The 21,860-nt window shown below is 43.7% G+C and carries 22 protein-coding genes; 2 read left to right on the forward strand and 20 right to left on the reverse strand.

Translation table 11 applies throughout. The features are described from left to right. Positions 1-47: 47 nt before the first annotated feature. A complete protein-coding gene (locus tag NST94_RS17740; RefSeq protein ID WP_076301614.1) occupies positions 48-470 on the forward strand; it encodes a VOC family protein in 423 nt (140 codons plus the stop codon). Here the strand turns inward: NST94_RS17740 and NST94_RS17745 are convergent. Further along, positions 441-1,316: a LysR family transcriptional regulator gene (locus tag NST94_RS17745; RefSeq protein WP_076127886.1), complete on the reverse strand. Its 876-nt coding sequence runs from the start codon at positions 1,314-1,316 to the stop codon at positions 441-443. The genes NST94_RS17740 and NST94_RS17745 overlap by 30 nt on opposite strands. A 121-nt stretch (positions 1,317-1,437) precedes the next feature. On the opposite strand from NST94_RS17745, the gene dapA reads away from it, so the two are divergent. Beyond that, positions 1,438-2,334: a 4-hydroxy-tetrahydrodipicolinate synthase gene (gene dapA, locus NST94_RS17750; RefSeq protein WP_280753079.1), complete on the forward strand. Its 897-nt coding sequence runs from the start codon at positions 1,438-1,440 to the stop codon at positions 2,332-2,334. A 149-nt stretch (positions 2,335-2,483) separates the two neighbouring features. Here dapA and NST94_RS17755 read toward each other — a convergent pair whose 3' ends face one another. The 19 genes from NST94_RS17755 to sleB all read right to left on the reverse strand — a co-directional run bounded on the left by NST94_RS17755 (position 2,484) and on the right by sleB (position 21,735). Beyond that, complete coding sequence (locus tag NST94_RS17755; protein WP_081383205.1) at positions 2,484-3,872, reverse strand: DEAD/DEAH box helicase; 1,389 nt, start codon at positions 3,870-3,872, stop codon at positions 2,484-2,486. Positions 3,873-4,622: 750 nt separating this feature from the next. Then, positions 4,623-5,195, reverse strand: coding sequence for a phosphate propanoyltransferase (locus tag NST94_RS17760; RefSeq protein WP_036688383.1), 573 nt, complete (start codon positions 5,193-5,195; stop codon positions 4,623-4,625). 138 nt (positions 5,196-5,333) lie between these two features. Next, positions 5,334-6,299: a dipeptidase gene (locus tag NST94_RS17765; RefSeq protein ID WP_339281130.1), complete on the reverse strand. Its 966-nt coding sequence runs from the start codon at positions 6,297-6,299 to the stop codon at positions 5,334-5,336. A 121-nt stretch (positions 6,300-6,420) separates the two neighbouring features. Next, positions 6,421-6,681 carry a stage V sporulation protein S gene (locus NST94_RS17770; protein ID WP_019910496.1) on the reverse strand — a complete coding sequence of 87 codons (261 nt, stop codon included), beginning with the start codon at positions 6,679-6,681 and terminating at the stop codon, positions 6,421-6,423. A gap of 199 nt (positions 6,682-6,880) precedes the next feature. Beyond that, a complete protein-coding gene (locus tag NST94_RS17775) occupies positions 6,881-7,675 on the reverse strand; it encodes a TIGR00282 family metallophosphoesterase (protein ID WP_076276224.1) in 795 nt (264 codons plus the stop codon). A gap of 211 nt (positions 7,676-7,886) precedes the next feature. Next, the gene (gene rny / locus NST94_RS17780; RefSeq protein WP_036689085.1) at positions 7,887-9,428 is read right to left on the reverse strand and encodes a ribonuclease Y; all 1,542 of its coding nucleotides are present in this window, start codon (positions 9,426-9,428) and stop codon (positions 7,887-7,889) included. Between the two features lie 319 nt (positions 9,429-9,747). Beyond that, a complete protein-coding gene (locus NST94_RS17785; RefSeq protein ID WP_076127881.1) occupies positions 9,748-10,473 on the reverse strand; it encodes a RecX family transcriptional regulator in 726 nt (241 codons plus the stop codon). A 110-nt stretch (positions 10,474-10,583) separates the two neighbouring features. After that, positions 10,584-11,648 (reverse strand): recombinase RecA, encoded by a 1,065-nt coding sequence (gene recA / locus NST94_RS17790; RefSeq protein ID WP_076127879.1) that lies wholly within the window; start codon positions 11,646-11,648, stop codon positions 10,584-10,586. Positions 11,649-11,949: 301 nt separating this feature from the next. Next, positions 11,950-13,236 (reverse strand): competence/damage-inducible protein A, encoded by a 1,287-nt coding sequence (locus tag NST94_RS17795; RefSeq protein WP_036688393.1) that lies wholly within the window; start codon positions 13,234-13,236, stop codon positions 11,950-11,952. Between the two features lie 108 nt (positions 13,237-13,344). Continuing rightward, on the reverse strand, positions 13,345-13,932 hold the full coding sequence (gene pgsA, locus NST94_RS17800; protein ID WP_036688397.1) for a CDP-diacylglycerol--glycerol-3-phosphate 3-phosphatidyltransferase: 588 nt from the start codon (positions 13,930-13,932) through the stop codon (positions 13,345-13,347). A 155-nt stretch (positions 13,933-14,087) separates the two neighbouring features. Beyond that, positions 14,088-14,579 (reverse strand): YajQ family cyclic di-GMP-binding protein, encoded by a 492-nt coding sequence (locus tag NST94_RS17805; protein ID WP_076127877.1) that lies wholly within the window; start codon positions 14,577-14,579, stop codon positions 14,088-14,090. Between the two features lie 210 nt (positions 14,580-14,789). After that, positions 14,790-14,951, reverse strand: a complete 162-nt coding sequence (locus NST94_RS17810; RefSeq protein ID WP_169744781.1) for a hypothetical protein — start codon at positions 14,949-14,951, stop codon at positions 14,790-14,792. 79 nt (positions 14,952-15,030) lie between these two features. Then, positions 15,031-15,963 carry a RodZ domain-containing protein gene (locus tag NST94_RS17815; RefSeq protein ID WP_076179903.1) on the reverse strand — a complete coding sequence of 311 codons (933 nt, stop codon included), beginning with the start codon at positions 15,961-15,963 and terminating at the stop codon, positions 15,031-15,033. 93 nt (positions 15,964-16,056) lie between these two features. Then, positions 16,057-16,824: a DUF3388 domain-containing protein gene (locus NST94_RS17820; RefSeq protein WP_036688406.1), complete on the reverse strand. Its 768-nt coding sequence runs from the start codon at positions 16,822-16,824 to the stop codon at positions 16,057-16,059. A gap of 177 nt (positions 16,825-17,001) precedes the next feature. After that, entirely contained in the window at positions 17,002-17,265 is a 264-nt protein-coding gene (locus tag NST94_RS17825; protein ID WP_036688409.1) for a DUF3243 domain-containing protein, read from the reverse strand. Positions 17,266-17,402: 137 nt separating this feature from the next. Next, entirely contained in the window at positions 17,403-18,170 is a 768-nt protein-coding gene (fabG, locus tag NST94_RS17830) for a 3-oxoacyl-ACP reductase FabG (RefSeq protein WP_036688412.1), read from the reverse strand. Further along, entirely contained in the window at positions 18,171-19,451 is a 1,281-nt protein-coding gene (locus NST94_RS17835) for a pitrilysin family protein (RefSeq protein WP_076179904.1), read from the reverse strand. A 2-nt stretch (positions 19,452-19,453) separates the two neighbouring features. Then, positions 19,454-20,692: a pitrilysin family protein gene (locus NST94_RS17840; protein WP_256720979.1), complete on the reverse strand. Its 1,239-nt coding sequence runs from the start codon at positions 20,690-20,692 to the stop codon at positions 19,454-19,456. Between the two features lie 176 nt (positions 20,693-20,868). Further along, entirely contained in the window at positions 20,869-21,735 is an 867-nt protein-coding gene (gene sleB / locus NST94_RS17845; protein ID WP_036688421.1) for a spore cortex-lytic enzyme, read from the reverse strand. Positions 21,736-21,860: the final 125 nt, after the last annotated feature.

Here is a 21,860-nt window from a genome sequence, read left to right on the forward strand (position 1 = left end):
ACATAAATTACAAATAAAGGTCTAGCATCTTCTCTGGAGGGATTCAAATGCATGAACAAGCACAGTCCATTGTAAATTCTTCAGCAACAAGTCCCATTAAGAATTTGATTGGCAGTGTATTTATCCCCGTACACGATATTGAAAAAGCCCGTAACTGGTATTGCCAAGTCCTAGGACTCCAAGAAGCAGATCATTCGATTATAAACGGTCATTTATGTCCGTTAACTATGCAAGGAAGCACTGGGATCATTCTGGACACCATGCCCATGTGGGGAGGTTTAGAGCCTGAAGGGGCTCCTCCAATTACAACACCTGCTCTTATGCTTATAACCGATGATCTGCAAGCCTCTTTCAACTATATAAAGGAGCTCGGTGTAGATATAGTAACCGAAATTCAAGATCAAAAATGGTTTGTAGTAAAAGACCCTGATGGGAATAAACTAATGATTTGCAAACAGCATTTGGATTAAAAATTGCAGTGGTTGTGATTTCCACTTCTTAGGGTGCATCAGAAGCTGCAGATCAAAGTGAATTTCGGGATGAACAAAGGACAGCTCAGCCAAGCTTCCCCGTTCAATTTCTTCCTCTGCCACGATTTTTGGTAACAAAGCAATTCCAAGACCATTCATTACACAACGTTTAATGGCCTCCAGATTCGAAAGCTCAAAACCTATGCGGAATATGATCCCGTGCTCTTTTAACAAATTCTCGAACAAACTCCGGTAAATACAGCTTTCCTCCGAGACTATTAGCTCACAGTTATTCAGATCCTGTAGGGTTACCGTATCCATCTGGGCAAGCGGATGATGAATGGGAGCTATCAAAACAAGTGGCTCATCTCTGACGATCGTACGCTCAAGGATGGAATCCGCAGTGGTGCGATCCAACATTAAGCCTAGATCTACTTCGCCATCTTTTATTTTGGCAAGAAGATTAGCTTCCTGCATCGTTTGCAGATGAATATCCAGCTTCGGAAATTTAGTCCTTAGCTGCTGCAGGTAAGGAGGTAAATAAAAGGCCGCTAAAGAATCTATCGTCCCAATAGTTAACGTACCTCCGATTTGCTGGGCGATGGTTTCTTTTGAACGATCATATAAATCCAAAATCTCCACGAACAGCTTCAATAACTCTTCTCCTGGCGGGGTAAGCCGCAGCTGACGGCCATGCCTCTCTATTAAAGGTACTCCATATTCCTTCTCTATCTTCTGTATCTGCATCGTCACACTTGATTGTGCATATCCCAATTCTTCAGCAGCTCGCGTAAAGCTCTGACGTTTAGCCACCTCGCGGAAGGTTCGTAAATAGGTTAAATCCATTACCTCACCCTAACATCAATATTTTTGATGATCCATATCATTTATTATAGCTAACGACGATGCTACTTTCCATGGTAAAGTGTATGTAGAGGAATTAAAATATTTTGGAGGCCGATAATTTATGCTTACAGAACAACAGATTTATGGAGTTTATGTCCCCGTGGTCACCCCGTTCAATGCTGCTGGTGAAGTTGATTTGGATTCGTATCAGCGTTATGTAAAGAACATTATTAACAACAGCATACAAGGTCTGGTCGTTAATGGAACCACCGGAGAATCGCCCACTGTAACCGTAAATGAAATGCAGCTTCTAGTAAACACTTCCCGTGAGCTTCTACAATCCACATCAATCCCCTTAGTAGTTGGTACAGGTACCAATGATACAGCCTCTACGGTTGCACGCACGGAAATTGCTGCAAACCTTGGTGCTGATTGTGCACTAGTAGTCGTACCTTATTATAGTCGTCCTTCACAAGAGGGTATCATTGCCCATTTCCGCAAAGCTGCAGAAGTAGGCATACCAATCATGGCTTATGATATTCCAAGTCGTACAGGTACGGCCATGACGGTAGATACTGCACGTACAATCCTAGAAATGAATAATGTTGTCGGTTTAAAAGACTGCTCAGGCAGTACAAAAATGGTTACAGAGTTAGTCCGTACAGGTGTTAAACCTGTGCTTGGCGGCGATGATTCCCTCTTTTATGAAATGCTTAGCTGCGGAGCAGCTGGGGGGATGCTTGCTACTGCCAACGTTTTCCCGGCAGAATGCCTTCGTATCTTTGAAGCCTTTACATCTGGTCAAGTGGACTTTGCTAAAGAAAGCTTTGAACAACTACTGCCGATCATCCGCCTATTATTCAAGGAATCGAATCCCGCTCCAATTAAATGGATGCTTAGCCAAAACGGCCTACTGTCCTCGGATACGCTTCGCCTCCCTATGACTTCCATCAGCGCAGGACTTCAGCAAGAACTGAGCCCCTATGTTCAGGAGAATACAATTGAAGCAACCGCATAAATGAAATAACAACAGCCGTTGTACAGTGAGGAACTGTTTAGCGGCTGTTTTTTGTTGTAAATTATCAGGAAATAAAACATAAAAAACCATCAGATTTACTCTGACGGTTTTTTTATTTTGCTATAGAAACGATACGCATTCAAACTAACTTATCTGCTGCTCGTTTTTTGTCTTCCTTTTGTGAACCACTCGGACTTTGGCTTCAATGGAGGGTTAGACTTAGGTTTTGCTTTAGCTGGTTTAGATGCCGCTGATTTTGTTGCTGCCGGTTTTGTTGCCGCAGGTTTAGCAGTTGCTGGTTTGGAATTCGACGGTCTGGAAGACGATGGTCTCGAAGCTGCTGCTTTCGAACCTGACGGTTTCGCCGAACGATCTGTCTTCATTTGCGTTTTACGAGACATCGGATACGGATGGTCCTTAACTTCCGGAATCGATTTTCCAATCAATTTTTCAATATCTTTAAGGAAAGGAAGCTCTTCAGCTTCGCAAAAAGAAATTGCCGTTCCGCTCAATCCCGCTCTGCCTGTACGACCGATCCGGTGCACATAGGTTTCCGGAATGTTCGGTAAGTTGAAGTTGATTACGTGAGACAGCTCATCAATATCAATTCCCCGGGCAGCTATATCCGTAGCTACGAGAACACGAGTCGCACCGCTTTTAAAATTCCGCAAAGCGTTCTGGCGATCATTTTGAGATTTATTGCCGTGTATGGCTTGAGCAGCAATGTTCACTTTAGCCAGATCGCGGGTAACACGGTCTGCACCACGTTTGGTACGAGTAAACACCAATGCTGAGACGATGGATTTATCCTGTAACAGCAGGTTCAATTGGTTTTGCTTATTTCCGTTCTCTAATAAATAGATCGATTGATTGATTCTATCCGCAGTAGATGACACGGGTGTGATTTCTACCTTCACTGGATTCACAAGCAATGTTTTGATCAATTTAGAAATCTCAGTTGGCATCGTTGCCGAGAAAAACAGAGTTTGCTTCTTCGTAGGCATTTTGGCGATGATTCGTTTCACATCATGAATAAAGCCCATATCCAGCATCCGGTCAGCTTCATCCAGAACTAAAATTTGTACATATTGCAGATCTACACGTTTCTGATTGATCAGGTCGATAAGTCTACCAGGTGTAGCAATAAGAATATCGGCACCTTGATTCAGTGCGCGCTCTTGCACTTTCTGTGACACACCGCCAACAATGGCAGCTGAGCGGATATCTGTATATTGGCTATACGCTTTTATGTTATCAGCAATTTGAATCGCTAGTTCTCTTGTCGGTGTTAAAATCAACGAGCGAATGCGTCGCACATTATTGGATTTGTTAGGGCTCGATTGTTCGCTTAGCAATTGAATAATAGGCACGGAAAATGCAGCTGTTTTTCCTGTTCCCGTTTGCGCGCATCCAAGTAAATCTCTACCCGCTAATACAGCTGGAATCGACTGCTCCTGTATTGGTGTAGGTGATGTATAGTTTTCTTTGCTTAAAGCCTTCAAAATTGCAGGCACAATATTCAGTTCATTAAATGTCATTGGGTCTCCTTAATTTCTAATACATATATTCTTAACAATAAATCCTTTTGTCACGTCATAAACCATAATCATAACACAATAAGTTACATAATAATAGATTTTCTTTATCATCACACCAATTTTCATTAATAATCCATTTCAGGATACTATCCGTTCTGCTCTTACAAAAATATTTTTACTAACCGTAAAATACTCCTTCTCAATTTATCCTGCGGCGTATCTTTTGTTGATCCTGTTGATCCTGTTGATCCTGTTGAGACTGCTGAGACTGCTGAGACTGCTGAACCTGCTGAGACTGCTGAGACTGCTGAGCCATCGGACTCAGACGCCCTTATTTCGAAAATTCGTGGATTTTGGACATGCTATCGGACTCAGATGCAGTTATTCACACCTTCGAAGCCCAATTCAGTACAAATATAAGGCAATAAGAGCTATGCAGTCCGAAACCTTGGCAAAATAGATCAAAATGCTGAAATAGCTGCAATACAGTCCGATAAGTACAAGCCGTCGGGTAAACCACGCAATCCTTACAGCACGCCGATCAGACACACATTCCTTATAGCACACAGATCAGACACACAATCCTTACAGCACGCCGATCAGACACACAATCCTTACAGCACGCCGATCAGCCACGCAATTCTTACAGCACGCCGATCAGACACACAATCCTTACAGCACGCAGATCAGACACGCAAAAAAAGCGGAGGATTTCTCCCCCGCTTCTTATCTTTGCTATAACTATGATGACTATTCTACGATTTCAGCAGTATCGCCGTTGTTGGCACCTGCAGCGTTAGCTTCGTCAGTGTCAATATGCATATCCAGTTTAAAGCTGTCTGATACGCGTGCAATTACGTTCTCCAATACGAGACCACGGTCGCCTCCGAGGCGAACTTTAAGCAATTGCTTATCAGCAATGCCCCAAGCTTCAGCTTCAGAAGTATGGAAATGAATGTGACGAGCGGCGATGATAACGCCTTGTTCCAATTCTACTTCGCCAGCAGGTCCTTTAAGCGTAATGCCAGGTGTTCCATCAATATTTCCAGATTCGCGAACTGGAGCTTTCACGCCAAGTGCGAAGGAGTCAGTACGGGAAATTTCTAATTGGGAAGCCGGACGAGCAGGTCCCAAAATTCTTACTTTGTCAAATTTACCTTTGCTGCCGATAACTGCTACTTGCTCATTTGCTGCAAACTGTCCTGGTTGAGAGAGGGGTTTGAACTCCGTTAGTTGATATCCTGGGCCAAACAAAGCCTCCACATGCTCTTGCGTAAGGTGAATATGTCTAGCCGACACACCTACGGGTACAGTCTTACTCATAGTAAAGTCACTCCTTGTATTTTCTCTAGTATCTGTACAAGCCATTAACCATTATACATCTTCTTAACCAAAAATAAAAAGCCCCACATCATAACGAGGGCCTTTTTTTCGACAATTCATACTTTTAGAGCAGGATTGTCATGATTTAGACACCTGAGAAGGTAAGTTTGTGCGCAGGTAGGAGACCGCATTCTCATATAACCAACCTTTTACGGAAGCTTCTGGATAGTAACGAAGCAGGTGCTCCGCGAGCTCAGGGTATTTTCCCGGATGCTCCATGTTCTCTACCCAAGTGTCAATGCCGTCAAAATCCGAACCAAACATCATATGTTTCTCGCCACCTAGACTACATACATGATCAATATGCTTTAATAAATCATCCATACGAGCTTTTCCATCATCACATACAAACCACGGATAAAAGGTCAGGCCCATTCTTCCGTCCATTGCAATCAAAGCTTTAATCTGTTCATCATTTAAATTTCTAACATGCCCACAGATTGCTGCGGCGTTCGAATGGGAAGCTATAAACGGACGTGTACTTAAGTCGGCTAGCTCCCAAAAACCTGCCTGAGACAAATGCGACACATCAAGCAGCATTCCACTGTCGTTGCACCATTCGATCAGCATTCGCCCTTTTTCCGTAAATCCGCCGTTGCGCTGCTCCAGAACACCGTCCGCTGCCCAATTGGCATAATTCCAAGTGATTCCCAAAAACCGCACGCCAAGCTCAAAGCAGAGCTGTGCATAAAACAAGTTCCCTTCTAGACCGTCTACACCCTCCAGAGAGAGCATTCCCCATGGGGATGCTCCAGCTGTTCGTTTTCCTACCTCCTCCTTCCAACGCAGCCACTGAAGGCTCTCTGCGCCTATTATTTTTTGCCGGAACAAATCAATTTGTCCTAAAGCATTCTCAAAGCTAGGTCTTCCTCTACTTGCCGAAAGGTATATTGCAAAAATCTGCAATTCCACACCGCCCGCTACCAGCCGCTCTCCGGTAACATCCAGCCGAGGATCATTCTTAAAATCCATATCTGGTGATGCTTGCATTTTACTCAGCACATCACAATGAAAATCCGCAACCTGTAGCTTATCGGTTCTCATCCCAAGCCCTCGCTTTCATGCAGCCCTATTCCAGATTCTATGCTTAAAAACGCCAGACTATATACGAAAAGCAAAAAACCTGTTTACATAAGTAAACAGGTTCATCCGTTCTATGCTTCTATTATCTGGGTTCTACAATCAATTTAATCGCGGTTCGATCCTCTCCGTCAATCACAATGTCTGTAAATGCCGGAATGCAGATCAAATCTACTCCGCTTGGTGCAACAAATCCCCGGGCAATGGCAACTGCTTTGACTGCTTGATTCAGTGCTCCAGCTCCAATAGCTTGTAATTCGGCCGATCCACGTTCACGAAGAACACCTGCTAAAGCGCCGGCGACGGAATTTGGATTGGATTTAGCTGATACTTTTAATACATCCATAGTAAGTACCTCCCCTGGGAAAATAATGGTGTTCTTCCACTACTTTAGATGTTATTCGCGAGAGAAGAAATAATTCCTTCTTTTTGCGGACTACTCTGGAGAAAATGGTACAATAGATACTCTTTTTCGATATAATAAATATCACACTTTACCCTTATTCGGCGAAATTACCCGGAAAATCACTTATCTTATCCTACTACTAGCTCATTACCCATTCATCTTCACGTAGCCGTATTTTCTCCAGACGGGTAGCCGCGCCAGTACTCTCGTCTAACTCTGCAAATAAACCATGAAGCTGCCACTTGCCTTCATCAACAACAAATCGTGCTGGAAGCTGTGTAGTGAACTTATAAAGTACTGCATCTCTTTCCATACCCAGAATCCCTTCGCTTGAACCAACCATGCCCGCATCGGTCAAGTAAGCCGTTCCACCCGGCAAAATCACATCATCATTCGTCTGAACGTGAGTATGGGTCCCTACTACAATTGATGCGCGACCATCCATGAAATAGCCCATGGCGATTTTCTCAGAGGTAACCTCTGCATGGAAATCAACGAGAATGCATTTATGATCTCTACGTAGCTCTTCCACAATTTCTTCACCCACACGGAAAGGACAATCAATCGCAGGCAAAAATGTACGGCCTTGCAGGTTAACTATAGCTAGCTCTTTGCCGTTACCTTTAACAACTGTATATCCTCTTCCCGGTGTTCCTGGAGGAAAATTAGCAGGACGGATAATCCGGGCCTCATCGTCGATAAACTCGAAGATATCCTTGTTGTCCCATGTGTGATTACCCATGGTGATTCCGTGAACGCCCCAGTTAAAAAATTCATTTGCGATCGCTTTAGTAATACCTCTACCGGCAGCAGAATTCTCACCGTTAACTATGATTATATGTGGTTGATATTTGCTTTTTAATGAGGGCAACATCTCCCGAAGTGCCTTCCTACCTACACTACCTACGATATCTCCAATGAATAGTACTTTAATGTTTCTCTCCTCCTAATCTTAACCTCTGCATCTAACGGATAAGTCTTCATATTTAAAAGAAAAAAGGCCCCGCTTAGGGGCCAATTTTCATCAAATATAAGAAAGTATAAGTTATATCTTATCCTTTAACCTTATATTCCTAGCAGAAACATATACCAGGAAACGATCATAAATATCGTTATTTCCCAAGAGTATGTTATCTACTTATTGCCTATTTAGCGTATTCAACAGCCCGTGTCTCACGAATAACGGTAACCTTGATATGTCCTGGATAATCCAGTTCACTTTCAATCATCTTCGTAATATCGCGAGCAAGACGGAATGCCTCTGCATCGTCAATCTTCTCTGGCTGTACCATCACGCGCACCTCACGGCCCGCTTGAATAGCAAATGATTTCTCTACGCCTTCGAATGACTCTGAGATTTCTTCCAGTTTCTCTAGACGTTTAATATACGTTTCCAGTGTTTCACGGCGAGCACCAGGTCTAGCAGCCGACAATGCGTCAGCGGCACCAACCAACATAGCAATAACCGAGGTAGCTTCGCAGTCTCCATGATGAGATGCGATACTGTTGATAACAACCGGATGTTCTTTATATTTCTTCGCTAGTTCAACGCCGATCTCAACATGCGAACCTTCCACTTCATGATCCAGCGCTTTGCCGATATCATGGAGTAATCCTGCACGTTTTGCAAGCACGATGTCTTCCCCAAGCTCACCGGCCATCAGTCCTGTTAAATAAGCAACCTCCATGGAGTGCTTCAATACATTTTGACCATAGCTTGTACGGAATTTCAGACGCCCCAGAATCTTGATCAAATCTGGATGCAAACCGTGAACGCCCACTTCGAAAGTAGCTTGTTCACCATATTCCCGAATCCGTTCGTCCACTTCTTTGCGGGATTTCTCCACCATCTCTTCAATACGAGCGGGGTGAATACGTCCATCAGCCACCAATTTCTCAAGTGCCGTACGGGCCACTTCACGGCGGATTGGATCAAATCCTGACAAAATAACTGCTTCCGGCGTATCATCAATAATGAGGTCGATACCTGTAAGAGTTTCCAAAGCACGAATATTACGGCCTTCACGACCGATAATCCGACCTTTCATCTCTTCATTCGGCAACGTAACAACTGAAACCGTTGTTTCCGCTACGTGATCAGCTGCACAGCGTTGGATAGCGAGTGTGATGATTTCACGGGATTTCTTATCCGCTTCTTCTTTCGCCTGCTGTTCAATTTCTTTGATCATTTGTGCCGTTTCATGGCGAACTTCTTGCTCAACATTGCTAAGAATGATACTTCTTGCATCTTCGATGCTTAAATTGGAGATACGTTCCAATTCAGTGACTTGGTTTTTGTAAATAACATCAATTTGCTGTTGGGTTTCATCAATTCGTTTCTCTTTGTTAGCTACTTGTTCTTCTTTTCTTTCAAGCGATTCCATTTTTTTATCCAGAGATTCTTCCTTTTGCAGCAAACGTCTCTCTTGCCGTTGGATTTCATTCCGACGTTCACGAGTTTCTTTCTCAGCTTCAGTACGGATTCTATGGACTTCGTCCTTAGCTTCCAATACTGTTTCTTTCTTCAGCGCCTCAGCGTCCTTCTTCGCATTCTCAACGATGACAACGGCTTCTCTTTCTGCGCTTTGGATTTTAGCTTCTGCAAGGGATTTACGAATAAAATAACCGAACCCAAAGAATATTGCAGCTACAACGAGAACGATAATGACCCAGATCCATGATTCCAGCATCTGTTCACCTCCTCGTTGGTTCCTCTCCAAGGTATATCCCTGGGAATTGTGCAGTTGTTTAACTATCCGTTCATCACCATACAAAAAACCGGTAAACAACCGATTGCCATACTGCACATGCTGCACATGCACACTGCCCGCCTTATCCGGCGATTACATTTCATATGAGTTGTACGTGAACCGTTTAAAACAGTCTCCTTTTTGGGAAGGAAAAAGGATTCTAATTTTATGCCGATTCATGTTATATTTTATTATTTATAAAAAGACATTGTCAAGAGAGTCGATATACGCATTAATGTCAAGAGAATCAGTGATTCTAGTAAAACTCCTCATCTTCACCTTCATAATTGTCTTCCGCAAGTAAAGTATTGATCACTTGGCGAACCATATCGCCCGAAAATCCACGGCGCATAAGGAAGGCTCCAGTCTTTCTTCGCTTATCTGAAGCTTCTCCACGGATGAGATTCCATTTCTTGCGCCCAGTTTCGAGTGCGCTCTCCAGCTCTTGTTCAGGAGTAATATTCTCCAAAGCTTCCGATATAAGGGTTTTGTCTATCCCTTTCTCACGTAGCTCTTGTCGAATCCACATCTTCCCTTTCCGCTGGTTCGCTATTCGTTGCTCTGCCCATTGCTTAGCATATAAAGGGTCATCAAGAAGTCTTTCCTCCTGCAGCCGCTGCACCACTTCCGCAATAATAGTCTCTCCTATTTCCTTCTGGCGTAAACGGCGAGTCATTTCCATAGCGGTGCGTGGTTTACGTTCTAGATAACGGAGGCCTTCTACATAAGCTCGTTGACGCTCATCAGCTACAACAATTTCAACCAAATCAGCCTTCATAAAAGAATTACCAGTAATCATTCGATATTTAATCATGACGTCCTCGTGCACAGTCATGTTATATGCTCCGAAATGTATGATATAACGGTGATCAGATTTCTTTTGACGTTCTACTTTAGTGATCTCTAAGAGTTCTCCTTCAGGAAAATCAGATAACACCTGCTCATCTTGTTCTTCTGCTTCAAAATCCAGTTGTATTACCATAGTTGTTTGTCACCTCGTAGCAATAGATCGGTTATCGTCTTACTTTCATTACTTGTTAAGAAAAGACACCCTGCAACAATCAATCACAGGGCGTCCTATTGCTTAATATACTATTCGATTTCGAGAAGCAATTTCTCTTCTTCTTCTTGCTCTGCAATAATATCTTCATTCTTCGGCGCAGCAACAATAGTGGATAAATTACTTGCTTCACGGATCTTATTCTCAATAATAAGGGCAATATCCTGATGTTCCTTCAAAAACTGTTTAGCATTCTCACGGCCTTGACCGAGACGCTCGCCTTCGTAGGAATACCATGCACCACTCTTATTCACGATATCCATTTCAGTACCGATATCTACAAGACTTCCCTCTTTGGAAATCCCTTCACCGTACATAATATCAACATCAGCCTGTTTAAAAGGAGGGGCTACTTTATTCTTCACAATCTTGATCTTAGTACGGTTACCAACCACATCGTTCCCCATCTTGATGCTCTCTACGCGACGTACATCTAAACGTACAGAAGAGTAGAATTTCAATGCACGACCACCCGGAGTTGTCTCAGGGTTACCGAACATAACACCGATCTTCTCACGAAGCTGGTTGATAAAGATAGCGATCGTATTGGATTTGCTAATGGCACCAGAAAGCTTACGAAGTGCTTGAGACATCAAGCGAGCCTGCAATCCGACGTGGGAATCACCCATATCGCCTTCAATTTCAGCCTTAGGTACCAAAGCAGCAACGGAGTCAACGACAATAATATCAACGGCTCCACTACGAACGAGTGCTTCGGCGATTTCCAGCGCTTGTTCACCCGTGTCTGGCTGAGAAAGCAGCAACTCATCGATATTTACGCCCAAGTTACGTGCATATTTCGGATCAAGCGCATGCTCGGCATCGATAAATGCAGCTTGTCCGCCTTGTCTTTGCACTTCTGCAATAGCATGAAGAGCAACTGTTGTTTTACCTGAAGATTCCGGTCCATATACTTCAATAATACGTCCCTTTGGAAGTCCGCCTATACCTAACGCAATATCAAGTGCCAAAGATCCGCTAGGTACAACTTCCACTTGCATATGCGTGGATTCTCCCAGTTTCATTACCGAACCTTTACCAAATTGTTTTTCTATTTGACGAAGCGCCATATCAAGCGCTGCACGACGATCTGACAATCAGACCACTTCCTTCACTGTTTATAGTAATATAATAACGTGTTTTTAAGGTCTTGCCAAGCTTTTTTTCGAACATACATTCGTTTTTTTTTGTCTTGGGCGTTATTTATCCCTTTTATTGTAAGCCTCCCTCCGGAGATAGAAGTTAATTAAATTCCCCACTTCACCGGACATCAACGACTTATGATCATGAGTAGTCATCGTGATCAAAATCTCTGCAAATATACAAAAAACCGCAGCAAAGAAATCTCAGTGCCACGGTTCTTCCGTATGTGTTTATTATAACTGGGCTAATCTCCCATTACAAGTCTGAACCCTCAAGAGGTGTCTCCACCTTGCGTTCCTCAAGTCTCCGCCACAGACGATACAGCAGAGCCTTTACAGTACGCAACCGGATATTTTCCCGTGTACCTTTAAGATTAAGCTCATAGACCTCTGTCTTACGTCCCCGTTCAGCCAAGCCGATAAATACAAGTCCAACAGGCTTGCGCTCAGAATAACCCGGTCCAGCCACACCCGTAACAGATAAGCCGAAATCGCTGTCAGCAATCATTCTCACTTGGTCAGCCAACACCTCGGCAACTTCTCGACTTACGGCTCCAGGAGCATTGGGTCCCTCCAAATAAGCACTTGGCACATTCAGTAACTTTTTCTTTAAGTCATTCGAATAGCAGACGATTCCGCCGGCAAACATCGAAGCACTGCCTGGAATATTTGTTATGCTCTCCATCAGCAAACCTCCGGTGCAGCTCTCTGCCGCACTTAAGGTCAGGCCGGCATCCGCCATCCAATCCACAATCAATTGCTCCAGCGGCACATCAATGTTCGCATACAAATGTTCCGGCAAAATCTCCTTGATTTGTTGTTCCAGTATCTCCAGCTTTTTTGTAGCTTCATGCTCAGAAGGGGCCTTTGTCGAAATACGAACAGTTACCTCTCCCTCTTTGGCATACGGAGCAATCGTTGGATCAGTCTGACTGCGAATCAGTTCGATGAGCTTGTCCTCCAGCAGTGATTCTCCGATGCCGGCAAATTTGAGCATTTTTGAATAAAGCGGTGTTTCGTTCGTCAAGGCGTGCTGCTGTAGCCACGGTACTGCTTTATCTACGAACATCGGTTTCATCTCACGAGGTGGACCTGGAAGCACAATATAATATTTCTTCTCATGCTCAAAAGCAATCCCAACCGCAAGACCGATTTCATTCGGCAACGGTGTAGTTCCTTCAATTATAAGTGCCTGTTTGCGGTTATTTTCGGTCATAACGATCTTACGATCATCAAAGAAACGTTGTACATGATCCATCGCCAAACGATCAATATGGAGCGTTCTACCTAGCGATGCAGCCAGTGCGTCTTTAGTCAGATCATCCTCAGTGGGGCCAATTCCGCCCGTAAAGATAATAACGTCAGCCCGACTCTGAGCGATCTCGATGGCTTGCTGTAGGCGGCTGCTGTTATCACCGACAACGGTTTGAAAGTATACATCGATCCCGATGGCAGCTAGCTCGATAGACAAAAACTGGGCATTACTATTCACGATTTGACCGAGCAAAAGCTCTGTCCCTACTGCAATAATCTCCGCTTTCATACCTGGCTTTCGCCTCCTCGTTATAATGTAGGTACACTGCTTTTGGATTTCAAAAAAGGTAATAGGTGCTTCACCTATTACCTTTCCTTGTATATCCAGCTTACATGCTTACGCATTATGCAGCTGTAGCAGATCCTTATTCTTCACAAAATAATCAATTCCAGAATAAATAGTGATCAGCGCTGCGGCCCAAATAGCAATATCGTCTACAGGAATACTGACAAATTGAAATGGGAAATTATTCAACAACAGCAGTGAGATCGCAACAATTTGTACAACCGTCTTTATCTTGCCCCATTTGCTGGCGGCAACCACTTTTCCCTCTAGCAATGCAATCTGGCGAAGTCCGGTGACTGCAAACTCACGACTGATGATTACAATAGCAATCCATGAATCGCATCTGCCCAGCTCCACAAGTGAAATCAGAACTGCAGATACCAGCAGTTTGTCCGCAAGTGGATCAAGGAGTTTACCGAGATTGGTGACCATATTATATTTCCTAGCAATGTAGCCGTCTATTCCATCCGTGCTGGCCGCAAGCAAAAAGATTACAGCTGCTACCAAATGATTAACAGATAGCTGAAACGAGCCCCAATGTATCGGTTCTGGATAAAAACTGAAATCCACCAGTAAAAAAAACATCATAATCGGGATCAGGCAAATACGAGCTAGCGTGATGCGGTTGGGCAAATTCACTGAAGTTTTCCTCCCCTAAATCGTTCATACAAATTGCCTAAATCAGGCTAATCCATTTCTACTTAAGCAAGTATATTATAGCAATAAATAGGTGTCAAAAAAACAGAAAGCACCCCGCGTTGTTAGTGCTAATAAGCACTGCGGGGCACAAAATTCTATTTCATGTTCATGAATTGTAGATCCAGCGGCAAATCAGCTTTACGCAAGATCTGAATAATCTGCTGCAAATCGTCGCGGCTCTTACCGGTTACACGAATTTGATCCCCTTGGATTTGGCTCTTCACCTTTAATTTTGAATCACGGATCAGAATATTAATTTTTTTCGCATTCTCCTGATCAATGCCTTGCTTAAGCCCTAAACGTTGACGTACAGATCCCAGGGAAGCCGGTTCTACTTTACCGAAATCCAGATTTTTTAGGGTAATGCCTCTTTTCACCATCTTTGATTGTAAAATATCAATAACAGCGTTGAGCTTATATTCGTCTTCAGAGGCGATTATAAGTGCGTCTTTCTCCAGCTTCAGACTGCTTTTGCTGTTCTTAAAATCAAAGCGGTTGTCGATCTCTTTCTCTGTTTGGTGAATAGCATTCGTTAACTCCTGCATATCCATTTTGGATACAATATCAAATGAACATTCTGAACTCATTAAACTCCACGTCCTTTATACAATTAGTCTGCTACTATTATAAGAGAATGGTACTATTAAGTCTAATTTTGGATAAATCATTATGTAGCTCACCCGACATAGAAAACAGCCCCACTAAGTGGAGCTTTTCCTTCGAGTGAGTTTGGTTCAAAGGGTAGAAACACGTCTCCACCGGAAGTACGCCGTTGGAGACGTTCATTTCTACAGCTTCTATCTGCTTCGGACCGGATTACGAAACATATCCAGAATTCCTAGCACAATATGTGCAATACCGAATCCGAGAATTCCGTATCCCCAAGCACCTGGTGTCAAATAGTATCCGATGAGACTGACAACAACCCCAAGGCCAGCTACAATCCAGCTAACTGTCATAAGATGTACACCTCACTTTGGCTAAAACTGAAAACAGTCTTATGTTCTCCCTAAAGCCAAAGTCTATACATCCTATTTGTTATTCGCCTGTCCCGTCACTTTGGGTACCTTCACTTCCAGAACCGTCGTCAAGATTAAGCAGGAGACGTGAGGACGTCTTCTCATCCGTGATTACTTGACCATTTACGGTAATTTCAGTTGCTGGGGAATACCCAGACTTAATATACATGCCCTCACTACCAAGAACGAAGCTCATAGTTTCTCCTGCTGCAGTATTTCCGAAGGAGAGTTTTTCACCTTTAGAGTTTTCGCCTTTGTAAACTTCAAGCCAGCTTACTCCGGATGCAACAATCTCAACCTTAACTTCGCTTCCGGCAGGAGCTGTAACCTTAAATTTCGTTGTTTTGCCTGACTTCCCATCTGGTGTAACTGTGATCGATTGAGGAGACGGCGTTGGTGTCGGTGTTGGCGTAGGCTCCGTAGTTGGCTCAGTAGTTGCTTCTGCACCTGCCGAGGAAGTAGGCGCTACTACACCGCCTCCTGATGCGGGTGGAGATGTTTGTGCTGTATTAGGATCCTGCACATTATTGGTGATATTTGTTTGATCAACTTGATCAGGGTCTGCTTTGTTTAAACTAGAAGCATAAATGTAAATCACCACAATAATCAATATAGGGAATGTCCACATCAGCACCGTTGGCAGCCATTTTGCATTCCGTTCGGTTTCGGGTCTACGGCTGCGCTTTTGAATCACCGTCTCCATGGTCGTGTCTGCGGGTGGTGCAGGTACGTTCCCATGCTCCTCGAGCAGTTCGTCAGGACTCATGCCTACTGCTTCTGCATACGTTTTGATAAACGCCCTCACATAAAAACTTCCTGGAAGCACCTTGTAGTCTCCAGACTCGATGGCCTCCAAATACTTTTTGCGAATTTTTGTTACTTCCTGGACATCGTCAAGACTCATCCCTTTTTGCAGACGTGCCTCTTTCAATTGCCGGCCCAGTTCCGACATACCATCACCTCCTGTAAGTTCTATGAATGTAAACTTCCTTAACCAGCTTTATAAAAAAACATGCTCGGAAGTGTATTCTTCATCGTTTGTGTTCTATAAATCATCACTGTAGCTCGTCGTAAATGACTCGTACAAGATTTCTTCCGTTGGATTATTCCGCAGCTCAATAATAATATCAAAGTCATCATAACTATACTCAGATTCGCGTACGAAAATATCTGGATGCTCAATAACCTTTGTGCTTGGCATGCTCATAACATTTTGCAATAAATTATAATGTTTCTCATTAGAGCGGATCGTACTAACTATACCATCAATTATAAATACATTATGTGGGTTCATCTCATCTTCAGCCAATTGACTGCGCACCGTCTGCCGCAATAATGTGGAGGAGACAAATGTCCAGCGTTTCATAGCACAGACACTGCCAGCTATAATGGATTCCGTCTTTCCTACACGGGGCATACCACGAAGTCCTATAACCTGATTCCCATCTTTTTTAAACAGCTCACCGAGAAAATCAACCAATAGACCTAGCTCATCGCGGGTGAAACGAAACGTCTTCCGATCATCTGAATCCCGTTCAATATATCGCCCATGGCGCACAGCCAGCTTGTCCACGAGCCTTGGAGACCGCAGAGCTGAAACTGTAATATTATCAACTTTTTTGAGCATTTCGCCCATCAGCATAATTTTCTCATCATCATTGGTCTCCAGCAACATTCCGCGAGTTTTTCCTTCAACTCCATTAATCGTCAGAATGTTAACTTCCAGCATCCCTAACATTGAAGCGATATCACCAAGCAGACCGGGTCTGTTCTTGTGAATCTTGTATTCCATATACCACTGTTTATATTCCACTTGTACACCTCATAGATTCCTTTTCCCTACCCTTTGCCAATACAGCAAAAAAAGCTGCCCCGGCAAAGCGGTCTTTTACACGGGTCATGTTAATGATATATAAAATAAAAATGAAAGGCAAGGTCAGTCCTGTAATAATTGCAGAAAAGCTCCCACAGGGGGAGCTTTTCCGCAAGCTTAGGCGTTGTCTTTCGCCAACTTGACCATGAGTTTAGCAATCGTTTGCTTTTCTTCATCGTTGCCGACATCCCATAGCTCTTTGATCGCACGGTTTTGAGTGTTTGCTGGATCCACTTTTTCATCAAGGAATTCCCCGATTTCAAAAGCCAGCTTTGAGATTGTATCTTGACTCATCCCAAGTTTCTCCGCCTGTACAACCCGTTTACCTAGGAATTTCTTCCAGGTGTCAAAATTTTTGATTACGCTATCGTCTTGTGTCATCTTAAATCCTCCTTCATGTTTACGGTCAAACACCTGCATACAGGCTGTAAGCCGCCTTACGAGAGATTAAAAAACAACACTTATAATATGTCTCAGACGATAGATTCTTATGCTGGAGCTTTTCTCCAAGTTAAGCATTAAGTAATCCAGCCACCGTTAGGGCTAATGATCTGCCCAGTAATATACCCGGATTCAGGCAATGCTAAAAAGTAAATCAGTGAGGAGATCTCGTTCGGTGTAGCCAAACGTCCCGCCGGAATCTCATCCTCCAGCATCCGGACCTCATCCTCCTGTAGGTTAGACAACATATTCGTATTAACCGCTCCTGGAGCTACCGCGTTCACAGTTACGCCAGAAGGTGCTAGTTCCTTGGCTAACGCCTTAGTAAACGCATTTACTCCGCCTTTACTGGCTGAATAAGCGACCTCGCAAGAGGCTCCCGATATTCCCCACACGGAAGAAACGTTGATGATTCGACCATAACGCTGGGATACCATGTACGGCATAAAAATCTGGCTGCACATAAAGGTACCTTTCAAGTTAATGGCCATAATATCATCCCATTCCTCTTCACTCACATCAGCCAGCATCCCATAATGAGATTTACCGGCATTGTTGACAAGAATATCCGGCTGCATTCCATTACTTTCAAGCTTCTCCGCCATTCGTACAATCTGACTGCGATCCTTCATATCCGCATTTACAGTCATTACCTTTGCTCCAAGAGCCATACAACGCCGAGCGACATCATTAGCAGCTTCATGTGAGTGCTTGTAGTGAATAACAATATTCATGCCTACAGAGGCAAACCGTTCTGCAATGGCGCCACCGATTCCCCCGCTGCCCCCTGTCACCAGAACTGTCATTTCTCCTAATGGTTTGTTGCTCTCTCCCAAAAGCGCCATTTAAGGACTCACCACTAGTGAAACAGCGAGCTGCTCCCAATTTACATGGGCATGTAAACGCTCATTCACTTCAGCTAAAGTAATCGATTCGTAAATAGGCAGAACTTCAAACAGGTCACCACCGCGGAATTGGTAACGTGTAAATTCATGTGCGATACTTTCAGGGGAGTTCAGCATGCGCAAATATCCGCCTATTTTCTTTTTCCGTGCCCGCTCGAAATCCTTCTCAGCAAAGCCAGACTTTAAGATCTGATCCACTTCTTCTTTAATTCGTTTTAGCAGCAAATCCGGGTCTTTGGTATCTCCACCCATAGCTGAAAAAGCATATTGTTCTGAACTATTAAATTCATGGCCAAAGCTGTCTGAGATCAGTTCTTCATCATAGAGTTTTTGGTACAACGCTGTGCTACTGCCAACCAGCAAATCAAGCATAAGCTTTGTGGCGAGATCACGCTTAAGCGCAGCTTCACCTGTAAGACCATCAACTTTTTCCTTAAATCCAAACATAATCTTAGGCATCGAAACAGCGAGTTTGCTTTCTAAGCGCTTCGTAGCGACTTGTTCCGGCTCCTCTTCAAAAATACGCTTAATCTCACCTTGTTTACCATAAGATTTCCCCTGCTGATTGCTGCGAATCAAGGAGAATACCTTCTCCGGATCCACACCACCCACTACGAACAACAGCATATTGCTGGGATGATAAAAAGAGTTGTAACAAGTGTACAGTGTTTCTTTCGTAATCGTACTAATCGACTCTATAGTTCCGGCAATATCAATCCGAACCGGATGTTTCGAATACATCGCCTCAATAAGGCCAAAGTACACGCGCCAGTCTGGATTATCTGCATACATATTGATTTCTTGACCAATGATCCCTTTTTCCTTTTCTACATTCTCATCCGTAAAATAAGGTCGTTGTACAAAATCAACGAGTGTACTAAGGTTGGTCTCTATGTTCTCTGTTGCCGAGAAAAGATAAACCGTCTGATCAAAACTTGTAAAAGCGTTAGCTGAAGCTCCATTTGAAGCAAAAGTGGCAAAAATATCGCCTTCTGGCTCTTCAAACATTTTGTGCTCCAAAAAGTGAGCTATACCATCAGGAACAGTGGTCTCTTCTCCACCTGCGACATGAAAATGGTTATCTACAGAACCATATTTAGTTGCAAATGTGGCGTAAGTTTTTTTGAATGTTGGTTTTGGCAATACATAAACCTGAAGCCCATTCTCCATCACCTCATGATAAAGGGTCTCTTGAAGTCTGTCGTATTGAATCTGTTCCATCTCTATTCCTCCTTCCCTGTCAAGAAATAAATCGTATCCAGCTGAAAGGTCTCCGCTGCAGCTTTTACTTCCCCTGCACCGATTTGTTCCACCTCTTCTAGCAGCTGATCCGCTGTCCGTTCTTTTCCTGACAACTGGCGGTTGAAGTCGTAAGAGATCATCTCAAAAGCAGAATCCGGAATCTCGGAAAGCTGATTGCGGATCATGGCTTTGGTCTGGCTTAACTCCAGATCACTGATATTGCCAGCTTTCATCTCTTCCAGTTGTTTCTCTATAATTTCAACAGCTTTGTTGTAATTTTGCGTTTCGATGCCTGATTGTATCGTTCCAATCCCCTTGTGACCGTCATAGCGTGAAGAAGCATAGTATGCAAGACTGGCTTTCTCCCGTACATTGACGAAGAGTTTGGAGTGTGGATACCCTCCTAATATTCCGTTGTACATAAGTGCGGACGCATATGTATCGTCCTTATACGTAATCGATGTGCGCAGACCCATGTTCAACTTGCCCTGACTGACATCCAGCTTCTCCTCTACCGTCCGCACCTCGCTGACGGATACTGGGACAAACTTGGAGCTATATAAGCCCACCTCCGACTGAATGCGTCCGAAGTGCTGCTGCACAAGCTTTTCAACTTCCTCAGTAGTCGTATCTCCCACAACATAGAGATCCAAAATGGCTCCATCCAGCCATGAGTTATAAGATTCGTACAAACTTTTTGGGGTAATCCGATCCAAATCTGCTCTTTGACCCAGTGGATGAAGACGATAGGGCTCGTTACGGCACATTTCTTCGATACAGCGTTCCGCAGCATAACGAATCTTATCATTTACGATAGATTCCAGCTTCTTGCGCACTGTTTCACGCTCTGTTGCAACATAGGAAGGACGGAAGCTTCCCTCCTCCACCAACGGACGGGTCAGGACTTCTCCTAGGAAAGCAAAGGATTGTTCAAGTAAGCTCTCCTGACTCTGCACGAAGGAGTCATTAATGGTGTCCATGCGAAACTGAACAATCTGATAATCGCCTCTTTTATAAATATCAAAACCAAATCCAGCGCCATACAGCTCCTCCAAACGCTCACGGAATTGAGTAGTCTCTGGATAAGAAGCGGTACCTCTGCGGAGCACAAATGGAGCAAGTGCTGTAGGGGTGACCGTATCCTCATTAAGTGGGACGCCGGCATAAAGTGAGATGGCGTAGGTCTTGAACGCCTTGGTAGGCATCACGTGAATACGCATACCTGCAACGTTGCCATGCTGAAATACATTATTAGTCAAGTCCAAAACTCCTTTACCGCGTGGATAGTTGCTCATTAACATGTTTATGAATTAATAACCATTCTAAACCATTCCAAAGTAAGGAAGCAACCGGATGCCTCTTCCCGGTTGCTCTCTGGATTTACTTCTTTACTTATCTACATACAGAAAATATGCTGGCCTATAGTCTTGACCTGTGGACGAGTCCAAATCCATTTGGAGGTCGCCGTTTTAGGGTTGAAATAATACAAACATCCACCCGAAGGATCCCAGCCATTCAGCGCTTGCTGCACTGCTTTTCGTGCCTGCTCATTTGGCTCCAAATAAATCTGCCCGTCAGCTACAGCTGTAAAAGCTCCCGGCTGAAAAATAACGCCAGACGGCGTATTTGGAAAGCTCGGGGATTTTACCCGGTTCAAGATTACTGCAGCAACAGCAACTTGTCCTTCGAAAGGTTCACCTCTTGACTCACCATAGACGGCATTAGCCATAATTTTGAGATCATTTTCTGATAATCCCATCGTATTCCCTGAAGACAGAGACGCTGAATCCGAATTATTGGTTGTATTTGTTTTGTTACCGGTGTTGTTGTTTGCTGTATTATTTCCGGTTGCTGAAGCCGACTCTGTTGGCTTCCAGTTCTTAGTTGCGTTATACAATTTCAGCTTAGTCTTAGCGCCTACGATGCCGTCAGACTTCATTCCAAACTTCCATTGAAACCACGTTACTGAATTTTTCGTTTTCGGACCAAACTGACTGTCTATTTTCCCTTCATAAAAGCCCAGATGTTTTAAACGTCCTTGCAACTCATAAACATCCTGACCAGAAGAACCGAGTTTAATCGGAGTCGTGCTGAAGGCAGGCAAGGCCTCTTCTTCAGGATGATTTAGTTCATGGACAAATGACGCAGCAGCACTTTGCTTGGTCTGTACTATGCCATTACCCTGGAGCAGCATTCCTGCAAACGGCGCGGCAGCAAGTGCAAGGGTTAAAGAAGCAAAGATCCACAACTTATGTTTCTTCATAGGGGTTCGCTCTACCTTTCTTTTGTGAGTTCTGCATGGATGGCTAAAGTTATTATGACGACTGTCAGGACATCCTATGCATTACTAAAAAAGAAGTAATAGCATTTCATTGTAATTGAGAATAA

The sequence above is a fragment of the Paenibacillus sp. FSL H8-0282 genome, assembly GCF_037963825.1.
Taxonomy (GTDB): Bacteria; Bacillota; Bacilli; order Paenibacillales; family Paenibacillaceae; genus Paenibacillus_AQ; species Paenibacillus_AQ odorifer.

Bases quoted from the DNA above. Each gene is read 5' to 3' on its own strand.
- NST94_RS17740 (WP_076301614.1), top strand. From the start codon at position 48: ATGCATGAACAAGCACAGTCCATTGTAAATTCTTCAGCAACAAGTCCC.
- NST94_RS17745 (WP_076127886.1), bottom strand. From the start codon at position 1,316: ATGGATTTAACCTATTTACGAACCTTCCGCGAGGTGGCTAAACGTCAG.
- dapA (WP_280753079.1), top strand. From the start codon at position 1,438: ATGCTTACAGAACAACAGATTTATGGAGTTTATGTCCCCGTGGTCACC.
- NST94_RS17755 (WP_081383205.1), bottom strand. From the start codon at position 3,872: ATGACATTTAATGAACTGAATATTGTGCCTGCAATTTTGAAGGCTTTA.
- NST94_RS17760 (WP_036688383.1), bottom strand. From the start codon at position 5,195: ATGAGTAAGACTGTACCCGTAGGTGTGTCGGCTAGACATATTCACCTT.
- NST94_RS17765 (WP_339281130.1), bottom strand. From the start codon at position 6,299: ATGAGAACCGATAAGCTACAGGTTGCGGATTTTCATTGTGATGTGCTG.
- NST94_RS17770 (WP_019910496.1), bottom strand. From the start codon at position 6,681: ATGGATGTATTAAAAGTATCAGCTAAATCCAATCCAAATTCCGTCGCC.
- NST94_RS17785 (WP_076127881.1), bottom strand. From the start codon at position 10,473: ATGGTAATACAACTGGATTTTGAAGCAGAAGAACAAGATGAGCAGGTG.
- NST94_RS17795 (WP_036688393.1), bottom strand. From the start codon at position 13,236: ATGAAAGCGGAGATTATTGCAGTAGGGACAGAGCTTTTGCTCGGTCAA.
- NST94_RS17805 (WP_076127877.1), bottom strand. From the start codon at position 14,579: ATGAGTTCAGAATGTTCATTTGATATTGTATCCAAAATGGATATGCAG.
- NST94_RS17810 (WP_169744781.1), bottom strand. From the start codon at position 14,951: ATGACAGTTAGCTGGATTGTAGCTGGCCTTGGGGTTGTTGTCAGTCTC.
- NST94_RS17815 (WP_076179903.1), bottom strand. From the start codon at position 15,963: ATGTCGGAACTGGGCCGGCAATTGAAAGAGGCACGTCTGCAAAAAGGG.
- NST94_RS17825 (WP_036688409.1), bottom strand. From the start codon at position 17,265: ATGACACAAGACGATAGCGTAATCAAAAATTTTGACACCTGGAAGAAA.
- fabG (WP_036688412.1), bottom strand. From the start codon at position 18,170: ATGGCGCTTTTGGGAGAGAGCAACAAACCATTAGGAGAAATGACAGTT.
- NST94_RS17835 (WP_076179904.1), bottom strand. From the start codon at position 19,451: ATGGAACAGATTCAATACGACAGACTTCAAGAGACCCTTTATCATGAG.
- NST94_RS17840 (WP_256720979.1), bottom strand. From the start codon at position 20,692: ATGCGTATTCACGTGATGCCTACCAAGGCGTTCAAGACCTACGCCATC.
- sleB (WP_036688421.1), bottom strand. From the start codon at position 21,735: ATGAAGAAACATAAGTTGTGGATCTTTGCTTCTTTAACCCTTGCACTT.